The sequence below is a fragment of the Thermobifida halotolerans genome (assembly GCF_003574835.2).
Classification (GTDB): Bacteria; Actinomycetota; Actinomycetes; order Streptosporangiales; family Streptosporangiaceae; genus Thermobifida; species Thermobifida halotolerans.
Map to the genome: position 1 here is coordinate 95,586 of NZ_CP063196.1, position 23,323 is coordinate 118,908.

At 73.2% G+C, this 23,323-nt stretch carries 13 protein-coding genes; 8 read left to right on the plus strand and 5 right to left on the minus strand.

The features are described from left to right. Positions 1 to 31: 31 nt before the first annotated feature. The 3 genes from NI17_RS00480 to NI17_RS00490 all read right to left on the minus strand — a co-directional run bounded on the left by NI17_RS00480 (position 32) and on the right by NI17_RS00490 (position 4,029). Complete coding sequence (locus tag NI17_RS00480) at positions 32 to 571, minus strand: hypothetical protein (protein WP_234401561.1); 540 nt, start codon at positions 569 to 571, stop codon at positions 32 to 34. Between the two features lie 307 nt (positions 572 to 878). After that, positions 879 to 1,799 (minus strand): hypothetical protein, encoded by a 921-nt coding sequence (locus NI17_RS00485; RefSeq protein ID WP_068687700.1) that lies wholly within the window; start codon positions 1,797 to 1,799, stop codon positions 879 to 881. A gap of 88 nt (positions 1,800 to 1,887) precedes the next feature. Then, positions 1,888 to 4,029, minus strand: a complete 2,142-nt coding sequence (locus tag NI17_RS00490; protein WP_068687701.1) for a TIGR02677 family protein — start codon at positions 4,027 to 4,029, stop codon at positions 1,888 to 1,890. A 544-nt stretch (positions 4,030 to 4,573) separates the two neighbouring features. Between NI17_RS00490 and NI17_RS00495 the strand changes: the two genes are divergently transcribed. After that, entirely contained in the window at positions 4,574 to 5,764 is a 1,191-nt protein-coding gene (locus NI17_RS00495; RefSeq protein WP_068687702.1) for an exonuclease domain-containing protein, read from the plus strand. A 39-nt stretch (positions 5,765 to 5,803) separates the two neighbouring features. Here NI17_RS00495 and NI17_RS00500 read toward each other — a convergent pair whose 3' ends face one another. Next, entirely contained in the window at positions 5,804 to 6,736 is a 933-nt protein-coding gene (locus NI17_RS00500) for a hypothetical protein (protein ID WP_119267868.1), read from the minus strand. A 277-nt stretch (positions 6,737 to 7,013) separates the two neighbouring features. Here NI17_RS00500 and NI17_RS00505 point away from each other — a divergent pair, with 277 nt between their 5' ends. Then, positions 7,014 to 7,457, plus strand: a complete 444-nt coding sequence (locus NI17_RS00505) for a hypothetical protein (RefSeq protein WP_147416913.1) — start codon at positions 7,014 to 7,016, stop codon at positions 7,455 to 7,457. A 75-nt stretch (positions 7,458 to 7,532) separates the two neighbouring features. Here NI17_RS00505 and NI17_RS00510 read toward each other — a convergent pair whose 3' ends face one another. Continuing rightward, positions 7,533 to 7,991: an SRPBCC family protein gene (locus NI17_RS00510; RefSeq protein ID WP_234401562.1), complete on the minus strand. Its 459-nt coding sequence runs from the start codon at positions 7,989 to 7,991 to the stop codon at positions 7,533 to 7,535. Positions 7,992 to 8,043: 52 nt separating this feature from the next. Between NI17_RS00510 and NI17_RS00515 the strand changes: the two genes are divergently transcribed. The 6 genes from NI17_RS00515 to NI17_RS00540 all read left to right on the plus strand — a co-directional run bounded on the left by NI17_RS00515 (position 8,044) and on the right by NI17_RS00540 (position 23,282). Further along, positions 8,044 to 8,634, plus strand: coding sequence for a TetR/AcrR family transcriptional regulator (locus NI17_RS00515; protein WP_068687704.1), 591 nt, complete (start codon positions 8,044 to 8,046; stop codon positions 8,632 to 8,634). 68 nt (positions 8,635 to 8,702) lie between these two features. Then, positions 8,703 to 12,968: a BREX system serine/threonine kinase PglW gene (pglW, locus tag NI17_RS00520; RefSeq protein ID WP_119267876.1), complete on the plus strand. Its 4,266-nt coding sequence runs from the start codon at positions 8,703 to 8,705 to the stop codon at positions 12,966 to 12,968. A gap of 302 nt (positions 12,969 to 13,270) precedes the next feature. After that, the gene (locus tag NI17_RS00525) at positions 13,271 to 17,062 is read left to right on the plus strand and encodes a BREX-2 system ATPase PglY family protein (protein WP_068687705.1); all 3,792 of its coding nucleotides are present in this window, start codon (positions 13,271 to 13,273) and stop codon (positions 17,060 to 17,062) included. Further along, on the plus strand, positions 17,059 to 19,809 hold the full coding sequence (gene pglZ, locus NI17_RS00530) for a BREX-2 system phosphatase PglZ (RefSeq protein WP_068687706.1): 2,751 nt from the start codon (positions 17,059 to 17,061) through the stop codon (positions 19,807 to 19,809). Before NI17_RS00525 ends, pglZ begins: the two co-directional genes overlap by 4 nt. Next, positions 19,810 to 21,150 (plus strand): BREX system ATP-binding protein BrxD, encoded by a 1,341-nt coding sequence (gene brxD, locus NI17_RS00535; RefSeq protein ID WP_119267870.1) that lies wholly within the window; start codon positions 19,810 to 19,812, stop codon positions 21,148 to 21,150. Then, positions 21,147 to 23,282: a DEAD/DEAH box helicase gene (locus NI17_RS00540; RefSeq protein ID WP_068687708.1), complete on the plus strand. Its 2,136-nt coding sequence runs from the start codon at positions 21,147 to 21,149 to the stop codon at positions 23,280 to 23,282. The genes brxD and NI17_RS00540 overlap by 4 nt, the downstream gene beginning before the upstream one ends. Positions 23,283 to 23,323 lie beyond the last annotated feature (41 nt).

A 23,323-nucleotide genomic window follows, 5' to 3' on the forward strand; every position in this document is an offset into this window, starting at 1 on the left:
CACCGTCGCTTCCGGCGGAGTCCGCGCGGGGTCAGGCGGGCGGGTCCTGGGGGCGGGACGTGCCGGGCGGGGTGCCGCGGCGCAGGTACTCGGGCAGGGAGCGGTCGAGCGGCGCGAGGCCGGGGCGCAGCAGGTCGGTGAGGAGAGCACTGTCGTGCGCGTCGAGCGGTACCAGGGGGCGGCGCAGGCGCACACTCCACGACCGGGGATCGGGGAAGGCGTGCAGCGCCTCGACAAGGTCGGCGAGGACCGGTCCCGAGCCGAACGGCGCCAGTTCGGTGACACGCAGCGGGCAGCGCAGCGGGTACTCGCGCGCACCGAACCGCACCGGGGTGTCGTCGCGGGTGACGGGGGCGGTCACGGTGGCGCACGCGATGACGCGGCCCCGGTCACGGGTGGGATTGCGGAAGCAGCCCCGTGTGGTGTACACGAACAGCCTGTCTCCGGCGGCCAGCCGGGACACCTGGCCCAGGCGTGCGGCGGGAAACGCGGTCTGCTGGGTGGACAGCACCCACGCGAGGGCCTCCCGGTCGCCGATCACCATCAGGTACGTGTTGTGGTCGCCGCTCACGCCCCGACCGTACTGGATCCGGAGCACACCGGTGATCTCGACGCCGGGAGGTCGGGGGGCGGAGAGGCGTTCCGGTGAGGGCTCGGGGGCTGGGGTGGAGTGGGTGCGCGAAGCGCCTCCACCACCTCGGGCGGACCCTTTCCTGCAACGCTTCTCGCCCACCCCCACGGGGTGAGGCCACAAGACCCCCGGGGGCAGGACCACCTGGAAGTCTCCTCCTGACGCTGAGGTTCCACGCCCCCCTTGGGGGGTGTGTCCTGTAACGCTTCTCACCCACCCCTGGTGGGCGAGGTGTCCTCCGGCGGGGTCACCGCGGCGTGAACTCCAGGGGGGTGCCCTCCGCGACCGCGCCGAGGTCGTCGGTCCCGGCGGAGAACTCCCGGTCGGGGTAGAGGGCGACCAGCCCCAGCCAGTCGCGCACCGTCGCGCCCGGGGGCAGTTCCACCGGGGTGCTTCCCGGATGCCGAACCGCGCTGATGACCTGGGCGAACACTCCCGTGGTGATGGTCGCGAACACCACCGGGCGGCCGTGCTCGCGCAGGCGGCGGAAGACGGTGTCGGCTTGGTCGTCGGGGGAGCACACGACGACGGTGTGGCGGCCGCGCGCGTCCCGGACCTGCGGGTGCCGCAGCAGGTACTCGATGAACCGGGGCGTGTGGCGGGCGTGCTCCACCAGGCGCGCGGCGATGCGGCGGGTGTCGTCGCGGCCGGGCAGCACGTCGAAGTCCACGTCGAGACTGACCCGGACCGGCCGCACGCCGTGCCGCAGCAGCCAGTCGATCTCGGTGGCCTCGGCCCTGGTGGGCCGGTGCTCGCCGTCGTCCAGTCCGATGCCGCGCAGCCAGGCGTTGACCTCCGACCACAGCCACACCAGGGACCGGCCGACGGTGCCCTCCGGAGAGGGGAAGGGAACCACGTCGCGGCGCTGCCCGCGGACCCACTGGGTGACGTTCTGGCGGCTGCGGCCGGTGCGTTCGGCGATGTCGGACACGCCGACCAGGTCGGGGTCCAGACGCAGGACGCGCATCGCGGGTGCGAGCTTCCGGCAGCGGGCCACGACGGCTCCGGCGGCGGCGACCGCGTCGGGACCGCTGCCCGTGACCGTCATGCGGTGCACGCCGTGGGAGCAGGACAGCACGGCGTCCAGTTCGTCGGTGAGAGCGCCGACGGCGGCGTGGTCGTCGAGGCTGATCCCGTCCACAACGAAGACGAACTCGTAGTCGGGCAACGGCGTTCCCTTCCGGAGGGCGGGCGCGGCTGGTGGGGGAGGACGGGCGCCCGGCCGTCCTCCAGTCTCGCACTGCTGTTGACAAACGTCAACGCATGTGGGTGGGGTGGTCGTCCGTGTCTCCCGGAACGGGAGCACGCCTCGGATCGTCGGGAGGAAGCGGGCAGCGCCGCGCCTCCCGCAGGATGCGCCGTGCGGCCTGACCGGGATTGCGCGGAGTCCCCGGCACCTGGATGCGCGAACAGCCGCACGGGCAGCGCAGCCGCCCCCAGTGGCCCTCGCCGCGGAGCGTCCACCCGTCCGCCACCAGCTTCCGCAGAACCTCGCGGACCTCGCTCTTCTGGTGCGCGGAGGGGCTCAGCTCCTTACCCGTCACCTGTGGGACTCCCGACCTGTCGAAGGGGGCGCGGCTCGGCGGCGGCCGATCCGCCGGTTCCTCGTGAAGCACCGTGACCACGGACGGACACGGGAAGCCCCAGTATCCCAGCAGCCGCCCCCGCACCGGTTCACTCCCCGGCCGACGCGTAACGGGCCAGATCCGCCAGCAGCAGATCGGCCACCCGCTCCTCCGGAACGGCCTCCTGCCGGGCGCGCATCTCCTCGGCGAGACCGGCGTCCCACGGCACGTCGGTGATCCGGCCGGGCGGCAGGCGCGTCGTCGACGCGTTCGCGGAAAGAGCCGGTACAGCGCCTCGCGTTCCTCCTCGGTCAGCCGACGCGGGTCGCGCAGCAGCAGCTCACGCACGGTCTGCGTGCCCGACGGCGCGTCAGGGGCGACCCGCCACAGCAGCCGCACCGCGATGTCGGAGGCGGTGCGCACCCGCTGCAGCCGTTCGTTCATGCCCGCGACCAGCTCCTCGGCCCGGCGGATCCGGTCGGCGAGATGGCGGCGGGTGTCGCCGGTGAGGGTGCGGTCGAACAGCGCGCGGTCCTGCTCGGTCAGGTCGGTGGAGCGCTGGGCGTGCTCGGCGACCAGTGCCGCGTGCAGCCCGCTGGCCCCCACCCGCACCCCGTCCACCAGCGCGGTCAGCAGTTGCACGTCGCCGTGGGGAGTCAGTTCCAGTTCGCAGCGCTCCGACAGTACCTCGCGCGAGGCGTACATCGAGTCGCCGACGGAGGACAGCGCGGTGCGGACCTGGTCGCCGCCGTAGGGCACCCGCTCCAGTTCGGCGGCCAGCGCCCGCGCCGCCTCCAGGGCGGTGCGCCCGATGTGCTCGGACCGTCCCGAGGTACGCAGCTTCGGCGACACGTGCACCGGGTCGGCCCGCGCCCACGGCGTGGAGGGAGCGGTGAGTTCGGGGTCCTCGTGCGCCAGGTGGGCGTGCCGGGCCGGTCCCAGGCCGAACAGCGCCGCCCACAGCCGGTGCAGGTGCTCCTCGTCGGGGGCGGCGGCGAACCAGCGCGCCGCGGTGCGGAAGTCCTCGACGGCGCTGGAGGAGCGCCGCCGCGCGTCCACGATCCGGTCCAGCGTCTCCAGCAGCGACACGATCGCGCGCCGCGCCACGTCGTGCAGCCGCCGCACCCCGGTCTGGCCGTCGGGGGAGTGCGCGAACCACAGCAGCAACCCCTCCCACTTGGCGACCCGCGCCGCCAGCCAGTCGGCACGGGCCCGTTCACTCGCCCCCGGAGGCAGGTTCGCGCCGGTGAGCGCGCGTTCCCGCAGCCGCCGCGGGTCGTGCGCCGCCACCCGCGCCAGCGCGTCGCCGATGGTGCGGACGCGCTCCTCCAGGTTCTCCACGAACTCGTTGAGGTAGCCGACCGTGGCCTGCTTGACGTCGTGGAAGGTGGCCAGGTCGATCTCGTCGACCCGCAGCAGCCGCTGCAGTTCGTTGTCGAAGCGCTTGGTGTTGTCGCGCAGCGGGTCCAGGTGACCCTCGAGTTCCAGCAGGGTGGTGAAGACGCGCGGGTCCTCACCGGGGTCGTCGTTCTTGGCCAGCACCGCCAACGTGTCGAGCCGGTCGGCGATCGCGTCGAGCACGGCGGTCTGCAGGGCGCCGCTCTCCTTGAGCCGGGACAGCACGGTCAGGACCCCGGCGAACTCGGCCTCTCCGCGCACGGTCAGCGCGTACTGCACGTTCCTGCGTTCGAACTCCGCGACGGTGGCGTATCCGGCGGTGTAGTCCTGCGACGCCTCCAGCAACTCCCAGGAGCACAACTGGCGCAGCGCCTCCTCCAGGCCCGCCTCCCCGACGGAGTCGAGGAAACCGACGTCGGGCAGTCGGCGATGCACCTCCTCCAGGGGCAGCGCGGTTCCAGACGCTCGTTGGCGCCGTTGAACACGTGCAGGACCGCGAAGTACAGGTCGCGTCGGCCGCCGGTGGCGAACTGGAAGACGCGTGGCGGCAGCCGCTCGAACCCCGGCATGAGAAGTCGGCAACCCCTTCCCCTCGGACCGCTGTCGCGCTCCACGGTAACCAACAGGAGCGACAGCGGGCGGCGGAACGGCGATATGCGCAGACAGTGGCCGAAAACGGTCACCCGCTTCGAGCGCCCCGGAACCGAGGCCGGGAGGCGAGGCGGACCGGAGCGGGCCGCCACGGGTCGGCGGCGGAGTGGACGGGCGCGCACCGCTCCTTCACCATGTCCCGTCCTTCTGCCGGGGGTGAGGCCACACGACCCCCTCGGGCCGGGGCCGCCTCGGAAACCTCCCCTGGTCTCCCGGTGCCGGAGCGAATCCACCCGGTCACGCGGAACGCGGTGTCCGCCGGTGTTTCCCGGTCGGGAACCGGGTGGGTCTACGATCCTTGGGGCACGAACCACCCCCGGAGGTCCCCATGGTTTTCCACTACGGCCGTCTCACCCGCGACGGCGGCGCCGATCCGCGCGCGCTCACCTTCGCCGTTCTCGGCCTGGAGACGACCGGACTGGAAGCCGTCTGGGGGGCGCGCCTCTGCGAGGTCGCCGTGGTCCGGATGCGCGGCGACGGCACGGTGCTCGACGAGTACGCCACCCTCGTCGACCCGGGGACGACCATCGGCAACGCCGACCTGCACGGAATCACCGACACCTGGGTCGCCGGTGCGCCGGGGTTCGACCGGATCGCCGACGACCTGTTCGGACACCTCGACGACGCGGTCGTTGTCGGCCACGACCTCTTCCGCACGGAGCGGTTCCTCACCGCGGAGTTCGACCGTCTCGGGATCGCCCCGCCCAGGCTGCCCGGCCTGTGCACCCTGGTCACCGCCCGCACCCACCTCGAACACTCCGACTACCGCTACGACTCCCTGTGCCGGATGCTGACCGGGCGGTGGCCGACCGCCGAGCACCACGCCCTGGAGGACGCCCGCTCCCTCGCCGCGATGCTGGCCGCCCTGCTCAACACCGCCCCCCAGCCGCTGGGCTGGGACGGACTCGCCCCCGTGGAACTGCTGATCCCGTCGGGCAGCGGTGACGTCGCACCGCGCGCCGCGACCCCGCACAGGGGCGCCGAGGGAAGTCTCGACACGCTGGCCGCGCGGCTGCCCCTGATGCGAAACGCCCCGCGGCCCCGCCCGGACGGGCTCGCCAACTACCGGATGGCGTTGGAGCGGGCGTTCGACGGCGGCACGGTCCCCGCGGCGGAGGCGGAACGGCTGGCGCTGCTGGCCGCCCGCGCGGGACTCACCCAGCGGACCGCCCGCGAGGCGCACGGCGAGTTCCTGGCACGCGTCCCCGAACGTGTCGGCGCGGCCGCCGCGACCGCGCCGGGCACGGTCGGTGGCGGCCCCGCCGACGGCAGGCTCCCCGAAGCCGGAGCGTCCACCTGGCAGGAGGCGTGGCGGCCCCGCGAACTGACGTCGGAGGAGTACCGCGCCCGTTTCGTCGATCCGAACGACGCCGCCCCCGAGGACCTCGTCATCGACCCGCCGGGCCCCGACGCCACGCCCCTGCCGGACAAGCCGAAATGGGAGTGGAAGACGGTCCTGTTCCTGTTCGTCCTGATCGTGCTCGCCGTGGCGTGGCAGGCCGCCGTCCGGCTGGCCTGACCGGGCAGTCGGACCGGGACCGCGCGGCTGCGGCCCCTGTCAGGGGGACGGCCACCGGACGTGGACTTGCCGGACGGCGGCCAGGACACGGTCGGGGCGGCGCAGATCGGACCGGGTGAAGCGGGCGATGCGGATACCGGGGACGGCGAGTTCCAGGGCGGTGCGGCGGCGGTCGTAGGGCAGGGCTCCGACCGGTCCGGGCGGGTCCCGCTCGTCGGCCTCGACCAGCAGGCGGCGGTCCTCCCACCACAGGCCGCCGACGGCGAGCAGCCGCCCCCGGGCGTCGTGGAACGGGTGCCGCAGGTCGTCGGGCGGGAGGCCGCCGTCGACGCACACCAGTCTGATGCGGGTCTCCAACGGGGTCCGCGCGCGTCCGTCGGCCAGGCCCCACCACAGCAGGGAGAGGGTGCAGCCGGGGCGTCCGGCGTTGGCGGCGGCGAGCCCGGGCAGTTCGGAGGCGCGGACCAGGCCCCGGTGGAGGGCGGAGTCGAGCAGGCACACCGCGGTGGCGCGGTCCACGCCCAGCAGCACGTCGCGCAGGGTGCGCTGCGGGGTGGTCACCCGCAGGAGGCCGCACCCGGTGACCTCGGAGGGGTCGGTGGCCCAGGAGTGCACCACGACGCCGGGGCCGCCGCGCCGGGCGCCCGCGGCGGGAAGGGTCATGTGCACCTCGCCCTGCCAGGGCGGCAGCCCGCGCAGCCGCCACAGGCGGGCGGCGGTGTCGGCGCTGGCGAAGGCCGCGGGCCCCAACTCCAGCTGCGCGGCCATCACCGCCGCCAGCAGGCGGCCCCGTTCGGTGGCGGGCGTGTGCTCCCCGACGAGGCAGACGTCGCGGCACACCCGTGTCCAGGCGCCCTGACGCAGCAGGGAGCGCAGCACCGATCCGGTGACCCCGCAGCGCAGCGCCTGGTCCCTGCGGATCACCCCGTACTGTGCGGCCGCGAGCGCGCTCGCGGCCCGAATCGCGTCCATGAGCCGAGCATGCGCCGCGCGTCCACAGCGCGGCCAGTCGGACTGTCGGGCTGTGGACAACCGGGGCGGCTCCGCCGCGCCGCCGCAGCGGCGGAGCCCGGGGAGACGACGCGGCGGTTCCACGCCGAGTCCGCGCGCTCCGTTTCCTGAGGTACGGCAGTCAACACCGGTGTCTGCGGGGATCGGATGGCCCGATCCGGCCATCCGATCCCTCTGGACACCCCTCGATCCCCGTGCGACTTTCGCGCTGAGGACGGACACGACGGGGGAGACGGCGATGGCCCGGCGATCCAGACGCCTTGGACGGTTCGAGGTGTACGGCTTCCTCGCACTGGTGACGCCTTTCGGTCTGTTCCGGGAGCCGCTGGTGTTCCTGCCCGGCGCGGTGTTCGCCGGTCTTGTGTACGAACTCCTCCTCGTGCCGACCGTCTGTGGCGCTCCCATCCGGACGGGAGGGACCTGCAGGAACAACGCCAGAGGCAGGCTGCGGGGCTGCTCCCGGTGGGAGGCGCACCGAAAAGCGAAGTGGTCGCTGGTGAGGAGGCGACTCGCTTCGATGGCGGACCGTCTCCGACACCGGTGGACCGGGGAACAGGCTGACGCAGCGGGGAGGCCCCTGTCCGAGCCGCTTCCCCCCGCGACGCAAAACATCCTGGTGGCGACCGCCGTCAGCGGGGGTGTGCTCGTCGCGATGGTGGTGTACCGGATGGTTCTCGGCTGATCCCGTTGGCCGCTGCGGTCCGCCTCCTGCGCAGTAGCGGCCGCCAGAAGGCGCGGGTCGGCACCGCCGAAGCGCTCAGGCCGCCGGGACGGCTCGGCGCGCCACCGCGCGCAGGGCCCGCACCAGCGGACTCCACCGGCGGGGGCGGGCGACATCGAGGTCCAGGGAGCGGGCGGTCCGGTCGAGGCTGTCCTCGATGAGCGCGTCGTGGAGCGGCCGGTAGAACAGCGGCCAACCCAGCCGCGCCGGGCCGGTGGTGCGCATGACGAGCGAGTGGCGCAGGACGGTCTCCCGTTCGCCCGCCGGGACGACGACGTACTCGTGGTGGCCGTCGAAGCCCCTGGGCGCCTCGAACCGGAAGCGGACGCGGCGGCCCGGCCGGTACTCCTCGACCCGGTAGCGGACCGTCGAAGCGCATCGCGGGCCAGTGCCCGACGGGCCACAGCCGGTCGTCCGCCGAGGCGAGGGAGTCGACCGGGCGCCCACGGCGTCCGGCGGCGCGGCCAGACGGCGCCGGTGCTCGTTGCGGACCACGGACCCTCCTGGAGAACGTTCTCTAGTTCATCTGGAGGGTGTTCTCTACTTCATGCCGCAGCCGGTCAAGCACTCCACGGACGCCATGCTCGACGCCGCCCGCGCACTGGTCCTCGACGGCGGACCGTCCGCCGCGTCGGCCCGCGCGGTCTCCCAGGCCACGGGGGCGCCCAGCGGCTCCGTCTACCACCGGTTCCCGCGCCGCGACGACCTCGTGGCGGCGGCCTGGCTGCGCGCCCAGGACCGCTTCCTCGCCGCCTACCTGGGAGCGCTGGACCAGCCGGGGGTCCGGGCGGGAGTGGAGGCGGCCGTGACCGTGCTCACCTGGAGCGCGGACCACCCCGAGGACGCGGTGCTGCTGCTGCGCCACTCCCTGCGCGACCTGCTGCGCGGTCCGGTCTCCACCTCCCTGGGCGAGCGCGCCGAGGCCAACCGGCGGCGGCTGCGCCAGGCCGTCACCCGCTTCGCCGCCGCCGTCGGACGGCCACCGGCCGACGTCACACTGGCGGTCGTCGACCTGCCCCACGCCGTCACCCGCCGGGTGCTGCGCGACCGCCGCCCCGCGACCCCGGAGGAGGTCGCCGCCCTGCGCCGGGCGGCGGGACTGCTGCTGGAAGACCCGGCGGGAACGCCGCTGAACTGAGCTCTTCGACTGTCCCCGCCAGCCGCTATCCTTCGCCCGTAGTGCGTCGCGGTGGGGAGGGCGTGTCGATGGCCGACCGGTGGTGGGGGCAGCGCTCCGAGCACGTCTGGGAGCAGGAGGCGCTCGACCACATCCGGGCGCAGATGCCCCAGCGTGAGCCCTACCGTGCCTGGCAGTGCTTCTCCTTCACCGCGCACACCGGCCAGATCCGCGAGTGCGACCTGTTCGTCGTCACCCCCGCCGGGGCCTTCCTGGTGGAGATCAAGAGCCACCCGGGGCGGGCCACCAACCGCGGCGGCACCTGGACGTTCTACGGCGACCGCGTCCGCACCATCGACAACCCGCTCCACCTGACCAACCAGAAGGCCAAGGAACTCAAGAGCCGCCTGGAGTGGGCCGCCAAAAGACTCCGCGTCCACGACTACCGGTCGCCGTTCTTCACGCCCGCGGTCTTCCTGTCAGCACCCGACCTGCGCTGCGAGTTCGACGAGATCCAGCGCCAGCACGTCTACGGCCGCGACGGACTGGAGAAGCAGACCGGGCTCGAGGGCATCTGGAACGGCCTGCTCGACCGGCCGGTCGGCCGCCGCCCCGACCCGGTGTTCTTCCGCACCATCACCCGGCTGATGGAGGAGATCGGCGCACAGGCCATCCACCGGGACCTGGAGGTCGGCTCCTACGTCCTGGGCAGCCGCGCGTTCGACAGCGGCCCCACCTGGACCGATTACCTCGGCCAGCACACCGTCCTCAGGAGCAAGCAGGGCCGAGTACGCGTCTACCACTACGGCGACGCCGAGAACGACGCCGCCAGGGAGTCCGTGCGGCGCGCCGCCGAACGCGAGTTCCGCTCCCTCGACGGCATCGCCCACGAGGGCATCGTCAAGGCCGAACACTACGAGGTGATCGACGGACGCGGCCCGGCGATCGTGTTCGAGCACCGCGGACGCTGGCAGCGGCTCGACCACTTCATGCAGGAGAACGGCACCGACCTCGACGCCTACACCCGGACCGAGATGGTCCGCCAGCTCGCCGAGGCCGTCGACCACGCCCACCGCAACCGGCTGTTCCACCGCGCCCTGGCCGCGCGCAGCGTCTGGGTGGAACTGGACGGCAACTATCCGCGGCTGCGCATCGCCGACTGGCAGGTCGCCGCACGTCGGGGCACCGCGTTCCACAGCGGCGGGCACACCACCCACCAGACCACCACCCGGCACTCCGGCGAGACCACAGCCGTGCGCGCCCTGGCCGACCACGTGGAGGCCGCCGCGCAGGCCTACCTGGCCCCCGAGTTCCCCGCCTTCGACGGCGACCCGCGCGCGCTCGACATGTTCGGGCTGGGCGCGCTGGCCTTCCTGGTGTTCACCGGTCGGCCGCCGGGCCGCGACCGCCAGGAGGTCAGCGAACACATCCGCGAGCACGGCGAACTCACCCCCGCCGCGGTCGACGACGACATCCTCCCGGTCATGGACACCCTGGTGCGCGAGGCCACCCGCCGCGCCCCCGGCGAGCGCACCCGCTCCCCCCGCGAGTTCCTGCGCCGCGTCGACGAGATCGAGGAGTTCCTGACCCGCCCCGACGTGGTCACCGACCCGCTCGTCGCGGTCAAGGGGCAGGAGGTCGTCGACGGGTGGACGGTCAGAAGCGTCCTCGGCAAGGGCGCCACCTCCCGCGCGCTGCTCGTGGAGCGCGGCGGTGAGGAACGGGTCTTCAAGGTGGCGGTCAGCGACAGCGCCGCGACGAAGCTGCGCAGGGAGGCCGAGCAGCTCCAGCGGCTGCGCGACCGCCGCATCGTCACGACGGTCGGCGACCAGCCGGTCCTGACCATCGGCGAGCGCACCGTACTGCAACTCGAACTCGCCGGAGATCTCACCCTCGCCGACTATCTGCGCCTGGAGGGCAGCCTCGGTATCGAGGAACTGCGCCGCTTCGGCGTCAACCTGTTCGAGATCGCCGACTACCTGGAGGACCAGCGGGTCTTCCACCGCGACGTCAAACCCGCCAACCTGGGGGTGCGCGAGCGCAACAAGAAGAGCCGCGAGCTGGTGCTGTTCGACTTCTCCCTGGCCGGCATCAGCGAGAAGGACACCAGGGCGGGGACCCCGGGCTACCTCGACCCGTTCCTCGACCCCGAGGGCGACGAGCGCGGTTACGACGGCGCGGCCGAACGCTACGCCATCGCGGTCACCCTGCACGAGATGGCGTCGGGAGACCTGCCCGCCTGGAGCGAGGACGGCGTCGAGCCGCGTTTCCTCCCCGACGACGTCGAACATCCCCGCCTGAGCGAACAGTACTTTCCCGACCAGCTCCGCAAGCCGCTGGCCGCCTTCTTCCGACGCGCCCTGCACCGCAGGCCCGAGCGCAGGTTCGACACGCTCGCCGAGATGCGCGAGACCTGGGAGCGGATCTTCCAGGAGGCCGAGGACCGGTCGGCCACCATCCCCGAGAGCGCCGCGAGCGCGGCGGCCGACGACGAGGACACCCGGCGGCGCAACGCCGAGAACGCCACCGCCCGGACCCCGCTGTACCAGGCCGGACTCAGCCCGCACGCACTGGACGCCGCCACCCGCGTGCTGCTCTGCGAGACGGTGGACGACCTGCTGGACAAGCCGATCGCCAGGATTCGCGGCATGCGCGGGGTCCCGCTGCGGGCACGCAACGAGCTGGTCAGCCAGGCCAACCGGTGGCGCAGACGGTTGGAGAGGGCCGAGCCCGTCGCCGAACCGGGCGGCGGTCCGGACGACCACGAGCACGCCGGGAGGGAGGCCGGCCTCGACGAGGTGGTCCTCGGATTCCTCCCGAAGCCCACCAGGCGTCCCCCCGCGTGGGCCCGCACCATCCGCCACCTGCTCGGCCTGCCCGAGGACGCCCCCGCCGAGCCCGTGTGGCGCACCCAGAAGGAGGTCGCCGAAGAGCTCAACCTGCCCCAGGTGACGGTCTCGCAGCACCTGCGGAAGGCGCGGGACCACTGGCGGAAGAAGAAGCAGCTCTACGAGGGCGTGCGCGACGACGTCGTGGCGATCCTGGACCGCCACGGCCGTCTGCGCGAGGTGCGGCAGATCGCCGACGAGCTGCTCGGCATGCGCGGCACCACCGCGGAGGTCCCCGAGACCCGCCAGGCCTACGCCCTTGCGGCGGTGCGCGTGGTCGCCGAGTGCGAGGAGCGCCTGGAGGACCCCGCGTTCGTGCTGCGGCGGGTCCGCTCCCACACCGACACCGTGAGCGTGCTGGTCGCCCGGGTCATCGACGACGATCCGAACGTCCCGGTCGAGGCCGACCTGCTCGACTACGCGGTCGCTCTGGGCCGGGAGGCCGACCGCCTGGTGCGGTTCGACGACGACGCGCCGCTGCCCGCCCCGGCGGACGTGCGCGCCGCGCTGCGGGGTGTCCCCACCAAGCCGGGGATGACTCCGCTGTCCGACGTCGACCTGGTGACCCTGGCCGCCGCCACGTCGGAGAACGCCCGGGTCACCGCACGCCTGGAGCTGTATCCGAAGAATCTGGGCGTCGAGCGGGCACTGGACGTCACCCAGGCGGTCAGCTATCTCGGCGCCCCGGGCATCACCCCGCAGCAGATCCGCGACCGGGTGCGGGCCCGCTTCCCGCAGATGGAGCTGCCCGACGACCACGGGCTGTGGCGGCTGCTGCGGAGGCCGAGCCGGTTCCCGCGGCTCAGCAAGCGTGTCTCCGACGGGGTCGAGTACTGGTTCCTGCCCGCCGCGCCCACTTCGCTGACCGCCACGCCCTCGGCGACCGGTGGCGGCGTGCTGGAGCACCCGGCCAAGCACGAGGAAGCGCGCCGCCGTCTCGACCAGGCGGTCGCCAGGGGCGGCTACCTCGCGGTCAAGACGTGGCTGCCGGATGCCGAACGGGTGGCGGCGCTGCTCGCCGACCGGTCCGACACCGCGTCGGTCGACGTCGCCGCGGTGTTTGTGCGGATCCTGACCGAGATGATCGAGGAGTACGGCGGTCCTCCCTGGGACGTGGTGGTCGCCGCCGACGTCCCCGACGGTCCGCCCGAGTTCGGCAACATGGTCGCCGAGGCGTGCGCGGTCCTGGGCGAGCGCATCCGCGCGGCGGGCGCCGACCGCCCCGTCCTGCTGCACGGGGCCACCCCGCTGGCCCGCTACCCGGCGGGCCACGCCCTGCTGCGCACACTGGCCCAGCAGGCCCGCGAGAGCGGCACCGCACCGCACGGCCTGTGGCTGCTGTGCCCGATGGACAACCCGCAGCGCCCGGCCCGTCTGGACGGCGAACCGGCGGGCGCGATCACCGAGTCGGAGCAGTTGGCGCTGCCCCGCGGCTTCGGCGCGGAGGAGAGGGCACTGGCGGGATGAGAGGGAGTCCCCGCCGGTACCGCCTTGGAACTGTCTCTTCGGAGAGGGACCGTCCGTGATGTTCCGTTCGGAAAGTCGGTGATGAAATCTCTGTCAACACTTAGAGTGGGAAACTGCACTCTCTCCTCTTGGACAGGCCGGACCGGAAGGGTGCCCGACGTCCACAGGCCGGGCCCGTGGACGCCGGGCACCGTCACCGGCCACGGTCATACTCTTGGGGAGGTGTGCCGCACGCACCCGGCTCCTCCCGCCGGTCGTGTGCCGTCCGCATCCCCCGACGTGCGAGAAGGGCCAACTCGGCGATGACGACGTCTCCCCCCACCAGCGGCAAGCGGTTCATCGGCGACCTCATCGAGATCCCCGAGGACGTCCACGACGGCGACCTGGTGTTCAAGGTCGCCGAAGGGGTCGGCGGGGTCGACGAGGAGAAGCAGGCGCAGGCCATCCGCGACTACGTCGTCACCCACCAGCTCGCCCGCAACTTCGACGAGGCGCTCTCCATCATCAAGGGCGCGCTCGCCAAGGGGCAGTCCCGCGCCACCTACCTCAACGGCTCGTTCGGCTCCGGAAAAAGCCACTTCATGGCGGTGCTGCACGCCATCCTCAGCCACGACCCGACCGTGCGCGGACTCAACCGAATGCCCACCGTCCTCGCCAAGCACGACGACTGGTTGGAGGGCAGGAAGTTCCTGCTGGTCACCAGCCACCTGGTGGACGCCGAGTCCATCGAGGCGGCCATCCTCGGCGGATACGTGCGCACCGTGCGCCGGGCCCACCCCGACGCGCCCGTCCCGCCCGTCTACCGGGCCGACGGACTGCTCGCCGACGCCCGGGCGCTGCGCGCCACACTCGGCGACGAGAAGTTCATCGCCGACCTGCCCGCCACCGGGAGCTCCCCCGCCTCCAGCCAGTGGGGCGGCACCCGCTGGGCCGCGGCCGCGAAGTGGACCCCCGAGCAGCTCGACGCGGCGTTCGCCGTTCCCGCCGGAACCACCGACCGCGAGCGGGCCAAACTCCGCTCCGGCCTCATCAGCGCCCTGCTCAGCAGCCACTTCAGCCGCTACGCCGACGTCGTCCACGGCGACCGGGAGGCCTTCGTCACCCTCGACGAGGGACTGTCCGTCATCAGCCGCCACGCCAGGGAGCAGCTCGGCTACGACGCCGTCGTCCTGCTGCTCGACGAACTGATCCTGCGCTTCACCGGGTTCCTCGGCGACGAGGCCCGCATCAACGCCGAGGCGCAGAAGATGTCCAAACTGGTGGAGTCCTCCGAGTCCTACCGGCCCGCACCCGTCATCAGCTTCGTACCGCGCCAGCGCGACCTGCGCGACCTCGTCGGCACGGACGTCACCGGCGCCACCGGCGGCCTGTTCGACACCCTCAAGTACTGGGACGGCCGGTTCGACCACATCAAACTGGAGGACAGCAACCTCACCGAGGTGGTGCGGCACCGGCTGCTGCGCCCCGCCAGCCCCGACGCCGCCGCCGAGATCAGCGCCGCGTTCGACCGCATGGTCAACGCCCGCCCCGAGGTGCGCGACACCCTCCTCGACTCGCCCGGCGGCGAGGCCGACACCTGGGAGGACTTCCGCGCGCTCTACCCGTTCAGCCCCGCGCTGCTGCACGTCATGGTCGACCTGTCCGCGGCCCTGCAACGCCAGCGCAGCGCCCTCAAGCTCATGCGGAAACTGCTGGTCAACCACCGCACCAGCCTGCCCGTCGGGCAGCTCGTGCCGATCGGCGCGGTCTTCGACGTCCTCGTCGAGGGCGAGGACCGGCCGTTCAAGGACCGGCTCAGCGCCGAGTACGAGAAGATCCGCGACTTCTACCGCAACAAGGTGCGGCCCTGGCTGCTCAGCCGCCACAGGCTCACCGAGGAGACCGCGGCCGACCTGGACGTGCGCAACCCGTTCCGCGCCGAGGACCTGCTCGTCAAGACCATGCTGCTCGCCGCGCTGGTGCCGAACGTGCCCGCGCTCAAGGAGATCACCGTCAGCCGGATGATCGCCCTCAACCACGGCATCATCCCGGCGCGGCGCACCGGGCAGGACGTCGTCCGGGCCGCCGCGTTCTTCCGGGAGCTCAGCACCCAGTTCGGCGAGGTCCGCGTCGGTCCCGGCGACAACCCGCCCGTCTCCCTCAACCTGCTGCGCGTCGACACCGAGTCCCTGCTGCGCAGCAGCTACAACGCCGCCAACGACCAGGCCATGCGGCGGTTGTTCAAACGGCTGGTGTGGGAGGAGTTGGGCCTCGACCCCGACGCCACACGCACCGAGATCATCTGGCGCGGCACCAGCCGCACCGTGGAACTCGACTTCGGCAACGTCCGCTCCGAGGACTCGCTGATGCGGCAGCGGTTCCAACCCGAGACGCCCGGCGCGGTGCGGGTCGTCATCGACTACCCCTTCGACGAGGCCAACCACACCCCCGCCGAGGACCGGCGACGCATCCAGCAGCTACGCGACGAGTTCCCCGAACCCCCCGCCACGCTCGCCTGGATCCCGCACTTCCTCTCCGACAACCGCCAGCAGGACGCGCGGCGGCTGCTGATGATGGAGCACCTGCTGCAACCCGACGTCATCGGGCAGAAGGCCCCCGACTGGAGCTCCGAGGACCGCCGCGAAGCCCGCCAGCAGCTCGAAAGCCAGGCCAACCAGATCGAACAGCAACTGCGCGGCCTGCTGCGCGGCGCCTACGGCGCCACCAACCGCAACGACACCGACTACGGCGAGTCCGCCCAGCAGCACGTCGAGGCGCTACTGCCGAACGTGGACATCGTCATCGAGGCGGGCAGCCAACTCGGCGACGCCCTGCACCGCATCGCCGGGAAGCTCCTCGACCACCTCTACCCCGAGCACCCCGACTTCTCCGCCGCCACCGGAGCCAGGAAGCCGGTGGGACCCAAGGACCTCACCGCCGTCCTCAGGGCCGTGGAGCAGGCCAAGGCCGACCGGCTGCAGCGCTACGAACCCGAGGCCAAGAGCGAACTGCCGGTGCTGCGCCGCGTCGCCCAGCCGCTGGAGATCGCCACGGTCAGCGAGGTGTTCATCCTGCGCGACACCTGGCTCACCGCGCTCGACGACGCCGCCCGCGCCCACCAGGCCGACACCACCGACATCCGGGTCCGCGACCTCAAGAAGTGGATCCGGGACCGGGGCGAGGGCAAGGGGCTCCCCGACAACGTCGTCGACCTGCTCGTGCTCGTCTACGCGGTGCAGTCCGACCGGGCGTGGATGCGCGCGGGCAAGCGCTACACCGACGTCGACTTCGGCAGGCTCGACGGCGACATCGTGCTGCGCCGCCAGCCGCTGCCGTCCGAGGAGGACTTCGACGTCGCCAACCGGCGCGCCAGGGAGCTGTTCGGCCTGTCACCGCAACCGGTGCGCAACGCCCGCGCCGTGCAGCGGCTCGCCGAGCAGCTCAAGGAGAGGGGCAACGCCTGGTACGCCGCCACCGAGGAACTGCTCAGCCAACTCGGAGAACGCACCGCGCTGCTCGCTCTGGACGAGGAGGCCCCGCGGCTGCGGACCGCGAACGCCACCTACGGACTGCTGGGCCGCATGCGCGGACTCGCCGACGACACCGAACTGGTCACCGCGCTCGCCCGCGCCGACCTGCCGGGCGAGGCCCCGGTCCACAGGATCAGCATGGAGACCGCCCACAACGTCGCGGCGGCGCTGGCCAGCGCCCGGTGGGAGACCTTCGAGACACTGAACGACCTCGCCGACGGCGGGGGCGAGCACGCGGCGGAGGCAGGCGACCTGCTGCACCGGTTGCAGACGGCGGCGCGCCACAACGAGCAGGAGAAGAAACTCGCCACCGAACTGGACAGGGTGTCCAGCAAGGCGTTCGCGCTCATCCGCAGGAGCGTGACGGGCGACAGGAAGGACCCGCCGCCCGCCGTCCACAAGCCCGACCCCGGCAGAAACAGAGAAGACGAGATCACCGACCCCCACGTCCCGGACGGGAGGAAGGCCACCACAACCCTCTCTCCCGGCGAGGACGTGACTGCGGCCGTCACTGGCCTGCGCAGGCGACTCGGCATCCCCGCCGACGCCCGGATCGAGATCACCGTGCGGGCGGTGGACCGGTGACGGCGCCCACCGCCACCGCGCCGCCGGTCACCGTCGACGCCGTCCGAGGCGGACTGCGGCGCGCCCTGGAACGCCAGGAACGGCGCGCCGAACGCGGCCACGCCTCCTCGCGGGTCCGTGCCGTGGCGCTGCGCGCCGCCCCCGAATGGCACGGCCCCAGCGAGATCACCGTCGACCACCGGGGCCGCCAGGTGCGCGCCCGCGTCGCCCCCGCTCCCACCGTGCTCGCCGTGCTCGCCGAACTGAGCCGCCCCAGCGACACCGACTACCTGGTGCTGCTCACCCCGTGCGGCACCGAGGACCTCGGCGCGTCCCTGCTGGGGCGGCTCGTCGGACACGAGGTCGTCGCCGTCAACAGCTGGGAACTGCTCGCCGACGAGTTCGGGCTGCGCATGCTCGACCCGCGCCTGCACTCCCGCAGATGGGCGTGGCTGGCCGGCGCGCTGTACGACATCGGCACCGGCGCCGAGTGGCGCAGGGGCACCACCGTCCTCAAACTCGACGACGCCCTGCACCGGGTGGCCGCCGTCCGCTTCGGCCACCACGCCGGCGACCGGCTCGACGCCGCCGCCCTGCTCGACTGGACCAGGGACCCCGCCCGCGTCACCCGCTACACCAGCCTGCCCGCCGAGGAACGCGACGGGCTGCGCACCGCCCTGGAACACGACGTCGGCGCGGTCGCCCAGGTGGTGTTCCGCATGCTCGACCGCCACCAGATCCACGACACGCTGCCCGTGGGACTGGTGCTGCGGGAACTGCTCGACGAGGCCAACGCCGACCTGCCGGGCGTGCGCGAGGCGCGCATCCGCGCCGAGGAACGCTTCCTCGGCGCGCCCCCGCTCGGCCCCGACACCCTGCGGCGGTTCGCCGACAGTTGCGAGGCCGCCCTGCTGCGCATGATGGACGGCGCCGAACACGACGCCGCGGTCCAGGCCAGCGGACGCGCCGAAGAGATCCTCGCCGCCCTCGGCGCCGACAGGGCCGCCGCCGCCAGCCGGGTCCTCGCCCCCGGCCTCCAGGCGCGCCTGGCCGCGCTCGGCGCGCAGATCAGCGTCCTCGTCCGGCCGGGGACGGCCGACATCGAACCCCAGGACCTCGCACCCGTCGAGGAGGCGCTCACCCGACTGTGGGAACACCGGCGGTGCAGCCCGTTCTCCAGGGAGGCGGCGGGCGCGCTCAACGCCGTCCGCCTCACCCGCTGGCTCGCCTCCCGCCCCGCCGACCCCGCCACCGTCGCCGACGGGGTGGCCGCGCACCTCGCCGACACCGCCTGGGTCGACCGCGCCGCCAGCACCCTGCGCACCGCCTACACCGAGAGCCCCGCCCTCGGCGACGCCTACCGCGACCTGTACGCGCGGGTCCGCGACCGGCGCTCCGCCATCGACGAGGCGTTCGCCCGCCGGGTGGCCGCGTGGACCGAGATGTCGGCGCACACCGACGAACTCCTGCTCGCCGAGAACCTGCTGGACCGCGTCGCCCGTCCCGTCGCAGCCCAGCACCCGCCGCTGATCGTGGTGCTCGACGGGATGAGCGCCGAGGTCGCCGTCCAACTCGGCGAACAGATCACCGCCGACGGACAGCTCACCGAGATCTCCCGCAGCGGACGCGGCCGCGAGGGCGCGCTCGCCACCCTGCCCTCCGTCACCACCTGCTCGCGGGCCTCCCTGCTGTGCGGCCGACTCACCACCGGAGGGCAGAGCGAGGAGCGCGCCGGATTCCCCGCGCTGTGGCGGCAGGCGTCGTGGGGAAGACGCCCCAGCACCCTGCTGTACCAGCGCGACCTGGAGACCGGAGTCGGCGACCGGCTGCCCGACGAGGTCCACGAGGCCCTCGGGGACCCCGACCGGGTGGTCGCCGTCGTCCTCAACACCATCGACGACGCCCTCGGCAACGGCCGCGAAGGCGACACCACCGCCTGGAGCACCAGCCAGATCGGCAAACTCCCCGCGCTGCTGGACGCCGCCAGACGCGCCGAACGGCCGATCATCCTCACCTCCGACCACGGACACGTGTGGGACCGGGGCGAAAACCACAAGGTCGGCGACGGCGAGGCCGCCCGCTACCGCACCGGAACCCCGGGAGAGCGCGAACTCCTCGTCACCGGCGACCGGGTGCTCGCCGGAGGCGGCCGGATCGTCGTGCCCTGGGACGAACGCGTCCGCTACACCTCCCGCAGGGCGGGCTACCACGGCGGCATCTCCACCGCCGAGATGGTCATCCCCGTGCTGGTGTTCGTCCCCGACACCCGGCTCGCCCCGTCCGGTTGGCGGCCCCTGCGTCCCACCCAGCACGAACCGGCCTGGTGGACCCGGCCGCTGCCGGTGCCCACCCGCCACGCCGCCCCGGCAGCGCCGCCTCCGACCACCTCCCGCACCCGCGCGGAACCGGTGCAGGACACCGCGCTGTTCGGAGCCGAGGAAGCCACCCGAAGCCTAGGACAGCGCGTCGTGGACTCCCCCGTCTTCGCCGCGGTCCGCGAACAGGTGCCGCGCGGCCCCAGCAGAGATGAGGTCGCGGCCGTCATCGACGAACTCGCCGGGATCGCGGGCGACCGCCCCCGACTGCCCGTCGAGCGGGTCGCCCGCGCCGCGGGCAAGGAGCCCTTCCGCGCGGCGCGATTCGTGAAGATGGTCGCCAAGATGCTGAACGTGGAGACGTTCCCGGTCCTCGTCCTCACCGACGCCGAACGCGCGGTGGAACTCAACATCCCCCTGCTCAGGGAGCAGTTCCCGGAAGGGGCGTCCTAGGTGAACACCACCGTCAGCGCCGCCCGCCGCCGCGAGGTCCTCGACGCGCTGCGGCGCGGCACCGTGCCCCAGTCCGGCCTCGACCTGTTCGCGGTCGGCCTGGAGCGCTACGAGAGCGTCCTCGACACCGAACTCGCGGCCGCTGCGGCGGGCAGTGCCGGGTTCAAGGCGGTGCGCGGCGAGTACGGGTCCGGCAAGACGTTCTTCGCCCGCTGGCTGGCCGAACGCGCCAAACGCGCCGGGTTCGCGGTCACCGAGATCCAGATCTCCGAAACCGAGACCCCGCTGCACCGCCTGGAGGCCGTCTACCGGCGGCTCACCGAACGGCTCTCCACCGCCACCCAGCCGCCCAGCGCGCTGCGCGAGATCGTCGACAACTGGGTCTACACCCTCGAAGAGGACGTCCTCGACCAGGGCGCGGTGCCCGCCGGCGCGGACGGCCCCGACGAGCGGACGCTGACCGCCGAGGTCGCCGCACTCCTGGAGCGGCGGCTCGCCGCCGTGGCGCGCAGCAGCCCCGGGTTCGCGCTGGCGCTGCGCGGCTACCACCGCGCCCAGTCCGAAGGCGAGGGCGCGGTCGCCGACGCGCTCGCCGCCTGGCTCGGCGGGCAGCCCAACGTGGCTGCCGCCGCCAAACGCTACGCCGGAATCAAGGGCGACCTCGACCACTTCGGCGCGCTCGCCGCCCTCCAGGGGCTGCTGACCCTGCTGCGCGACTGCGGCCACCCCGGTCTGCTCGTCGTCCTCGACGAACTGGAGACCCTGCAACGGGCCCGCTCCGACGTGCGCGACAAGGCCCTCAACGCGCTGCGGCAACTCCTCGACGAGATCGCCGCCGGACGCTTCCCCGGCCTCTACCTGGTCATCACCGGCACCCCCGCCTTCTACGACGGACCCCAGGGCGTGCGGCGGCTCGCCCCCCTCGCGCAGCGGCTGGCCACCGACTTCATGCCAGATCCGCGCCACGACAACCTGCGGGCCGCGCAGATCCGCCTGCCCGGCTTCGACCTGCACCGCCTGCACCTGCTCGGCGTCGCCGTGCGCGACCTCTACGCCTCCGGCGCCGAGGAACCCGAGCGGGTGCGCGAGCGCGTCGACGACGCCTACCTGGCGGAGTTCGCCGAGGCCGTCGCCGGGGAACTCGGCGGACAGGTCGGCGTGGCCCCCCGCATGTTCCTGCGCAAACTCGTCGACGTCATCGACCGCGTCAACGACATCGACGACTTCGACCCCCGGCAGCACTACCGGCTCACCATGAAGGCCACCGACCTCACCGACGTCGAACGCAACGCCCGGACCCAACGCGCCGACTCCCCTGACGAGGTGGAACTCGACCTGTGAGCGCGCCCAGCAGCCTCGACCTGCTGCACCCCACCCTCGCCCACCACCTCGTCAACACACTGGGCTGGCCCGGCCTGCGCCCGCTGCAACGCGAGGCGCTGGCCCCGCTGGTGGCGGGCGAGGACGCGGTGCTGCTCGCACCCACCGCCGGAGGCAAGACCGAGGCCGCCTGCTTCCCGCTGCTCACCGCGATGGCCCAGGGCGGCTGGGACGGCGTGTCGCTGCTGTACGTGTGCCCACTGAAGGCGCTGCTCAACAACCTGCTGCCCCGGTTGCAGAGCTACGCCGGATGGCTGGGCCGCACCGCCGCCCTGTGGCACGGCGACGTCACCGCCGCCCGCCGGCGCATCCTGCGGGAACGCCCCGACGTCCTGCTCACCACACCGGAGTCGCTGGAGGCGATGCTGGTGAGCACCAAGGTCGACCACCGCGCCTTCCTCGGCGGGGTGCGCGCCGTCGTCGTCGACGAGGTGCACGCGTTCGCCTCCGACGACCGGGGCTGGCACCTGCTCGCCGTCCTGGAACGGCTGACCCGGCTGTGCGGGCGGCCCATCCAGCGGGTCGGGCTGTCGGCCACCGTCGGCAACCCCGACGACCTGCTCACCTGGTTGCAGGGCAGCGGCGCGGGGAAGCGCCCCGGCCGGGTGATCGCGCCCGGCCTGCCGCCGCCCGGCGCGGCGCCGGGGGAGGGGCCACCGCCCGGCGACGTGGAACTCGACCACGTCGGCTCCCCGGAGAACGCCGCCACCGTTATCGCCGCCCTGCACCGGGGCGAGAAGCGGCTGGTGTTCTGCGACTCGCGGCAACTGGTGGAACGCATCGGCGCGGCCCTGCGCGCCAGGGGCGTCACCGTGTTCCTGTCGCACGCCTCCCTGTCGGTGGACGAGCGCCGCCGCGCCGAGCAGGCGTTCGCCGAGGCCCGCGACTGCGTCATCGTCGCCACCTCCACCCTGGAACTCGGCATCGACGTCGGCGACCTCGACCGCGTCATCCAGGTCAACGCGCCCGGCACCGTCGCCTCCTTCCTGCAGCGCATCGGCCGCACCGGACGCCGCGCCGACAACAGGCGCAACTGCCTGTTCCTCGCGCTCAACGAGCACGGACTGCTGGGCGCGGCCGGACTGCTGCGCCTGTGGGCACGGCACTGGGTGGAACCGGTGGAACCCACGCCGGAGCCCCGGCACATCGTCGCCCAGCAACTGCTGGCGCTGTGCCTCCAGGAGTCCCAGATCGGCGAGCGACTGTGGGCGCAGTGGTGGGACGGCCTGGAACTGTTCGGCCACGCCGAGCCGGTCCTCGCCCACCTGCTGCGCGAGGGGTTCCTGACCCGCGACGGCGGCATGCTCATGGTGGGACCGGAGGCGGAGCGCCGGTTCGGGCGGCGGCACTTCGCCGAACTCACCGGCGTGTTCACCGCGCCCCCGGAGTTCACGGTGCTGCACGGCCGCACCGAGATCGGCCGCACCAACCCGGCGCTGCTCGCCGCGGCCGAACCCGGAGAGGGGCCGCGGCGGCTGCTGCTCGCCGGACGCAGTTGGGCGGTGACCTGGGTGGACTGGAAACGGCGGCGCTGCTTCGTGGAATCGGTCGACGACGACGGCCGGGGCGGGCGGGCGCGCTGGGACGCCACCGGCCACACGGGCTGGTCGTTCGAGTTGAGCCGGGCCGTGCGCGAGGTGCTGCTCGGTGAGGATCCGCCGGTGAGACTGACCCGGCGCGCGGTCGACGCCCTGGCCAAGGCCCGCGACCGGCACGCCGACCACGTCCACCCCGGCGGCACCGTCATCACCCGACACGGCGGCGACGTGCGCTGGTGGACCTGGGCGGGCACCCGCGCCAACCTCACCCTGCGCGCCACCCTCACCGGCCTCGCCGACCCCGCCCAGCAGGCCCGCGACACCCACCTGCGGCTGTGCGACGACGTCGACCCCGCCCGCTGGAAGGCCGCCCGGGAGGGCGCGGCCGACCGCGTCGCGTTGCCGGAGGTGGACGGCAAGGCTCTGGAGGGGCTGAAGTTCACCGCCGCGCTACCCCGCCACCTGGCCGAGCGTACCCTGGCAGCGCGGCTGGCCGACGTGGAGGGGGCCCGGGCGGTGCTGGTGGAAGAGACGCGGTTCGTGGTGGGGGAGTGAAACGGGCGACACCGAAGCAGGGGGAAGGACTCCGACCGGAC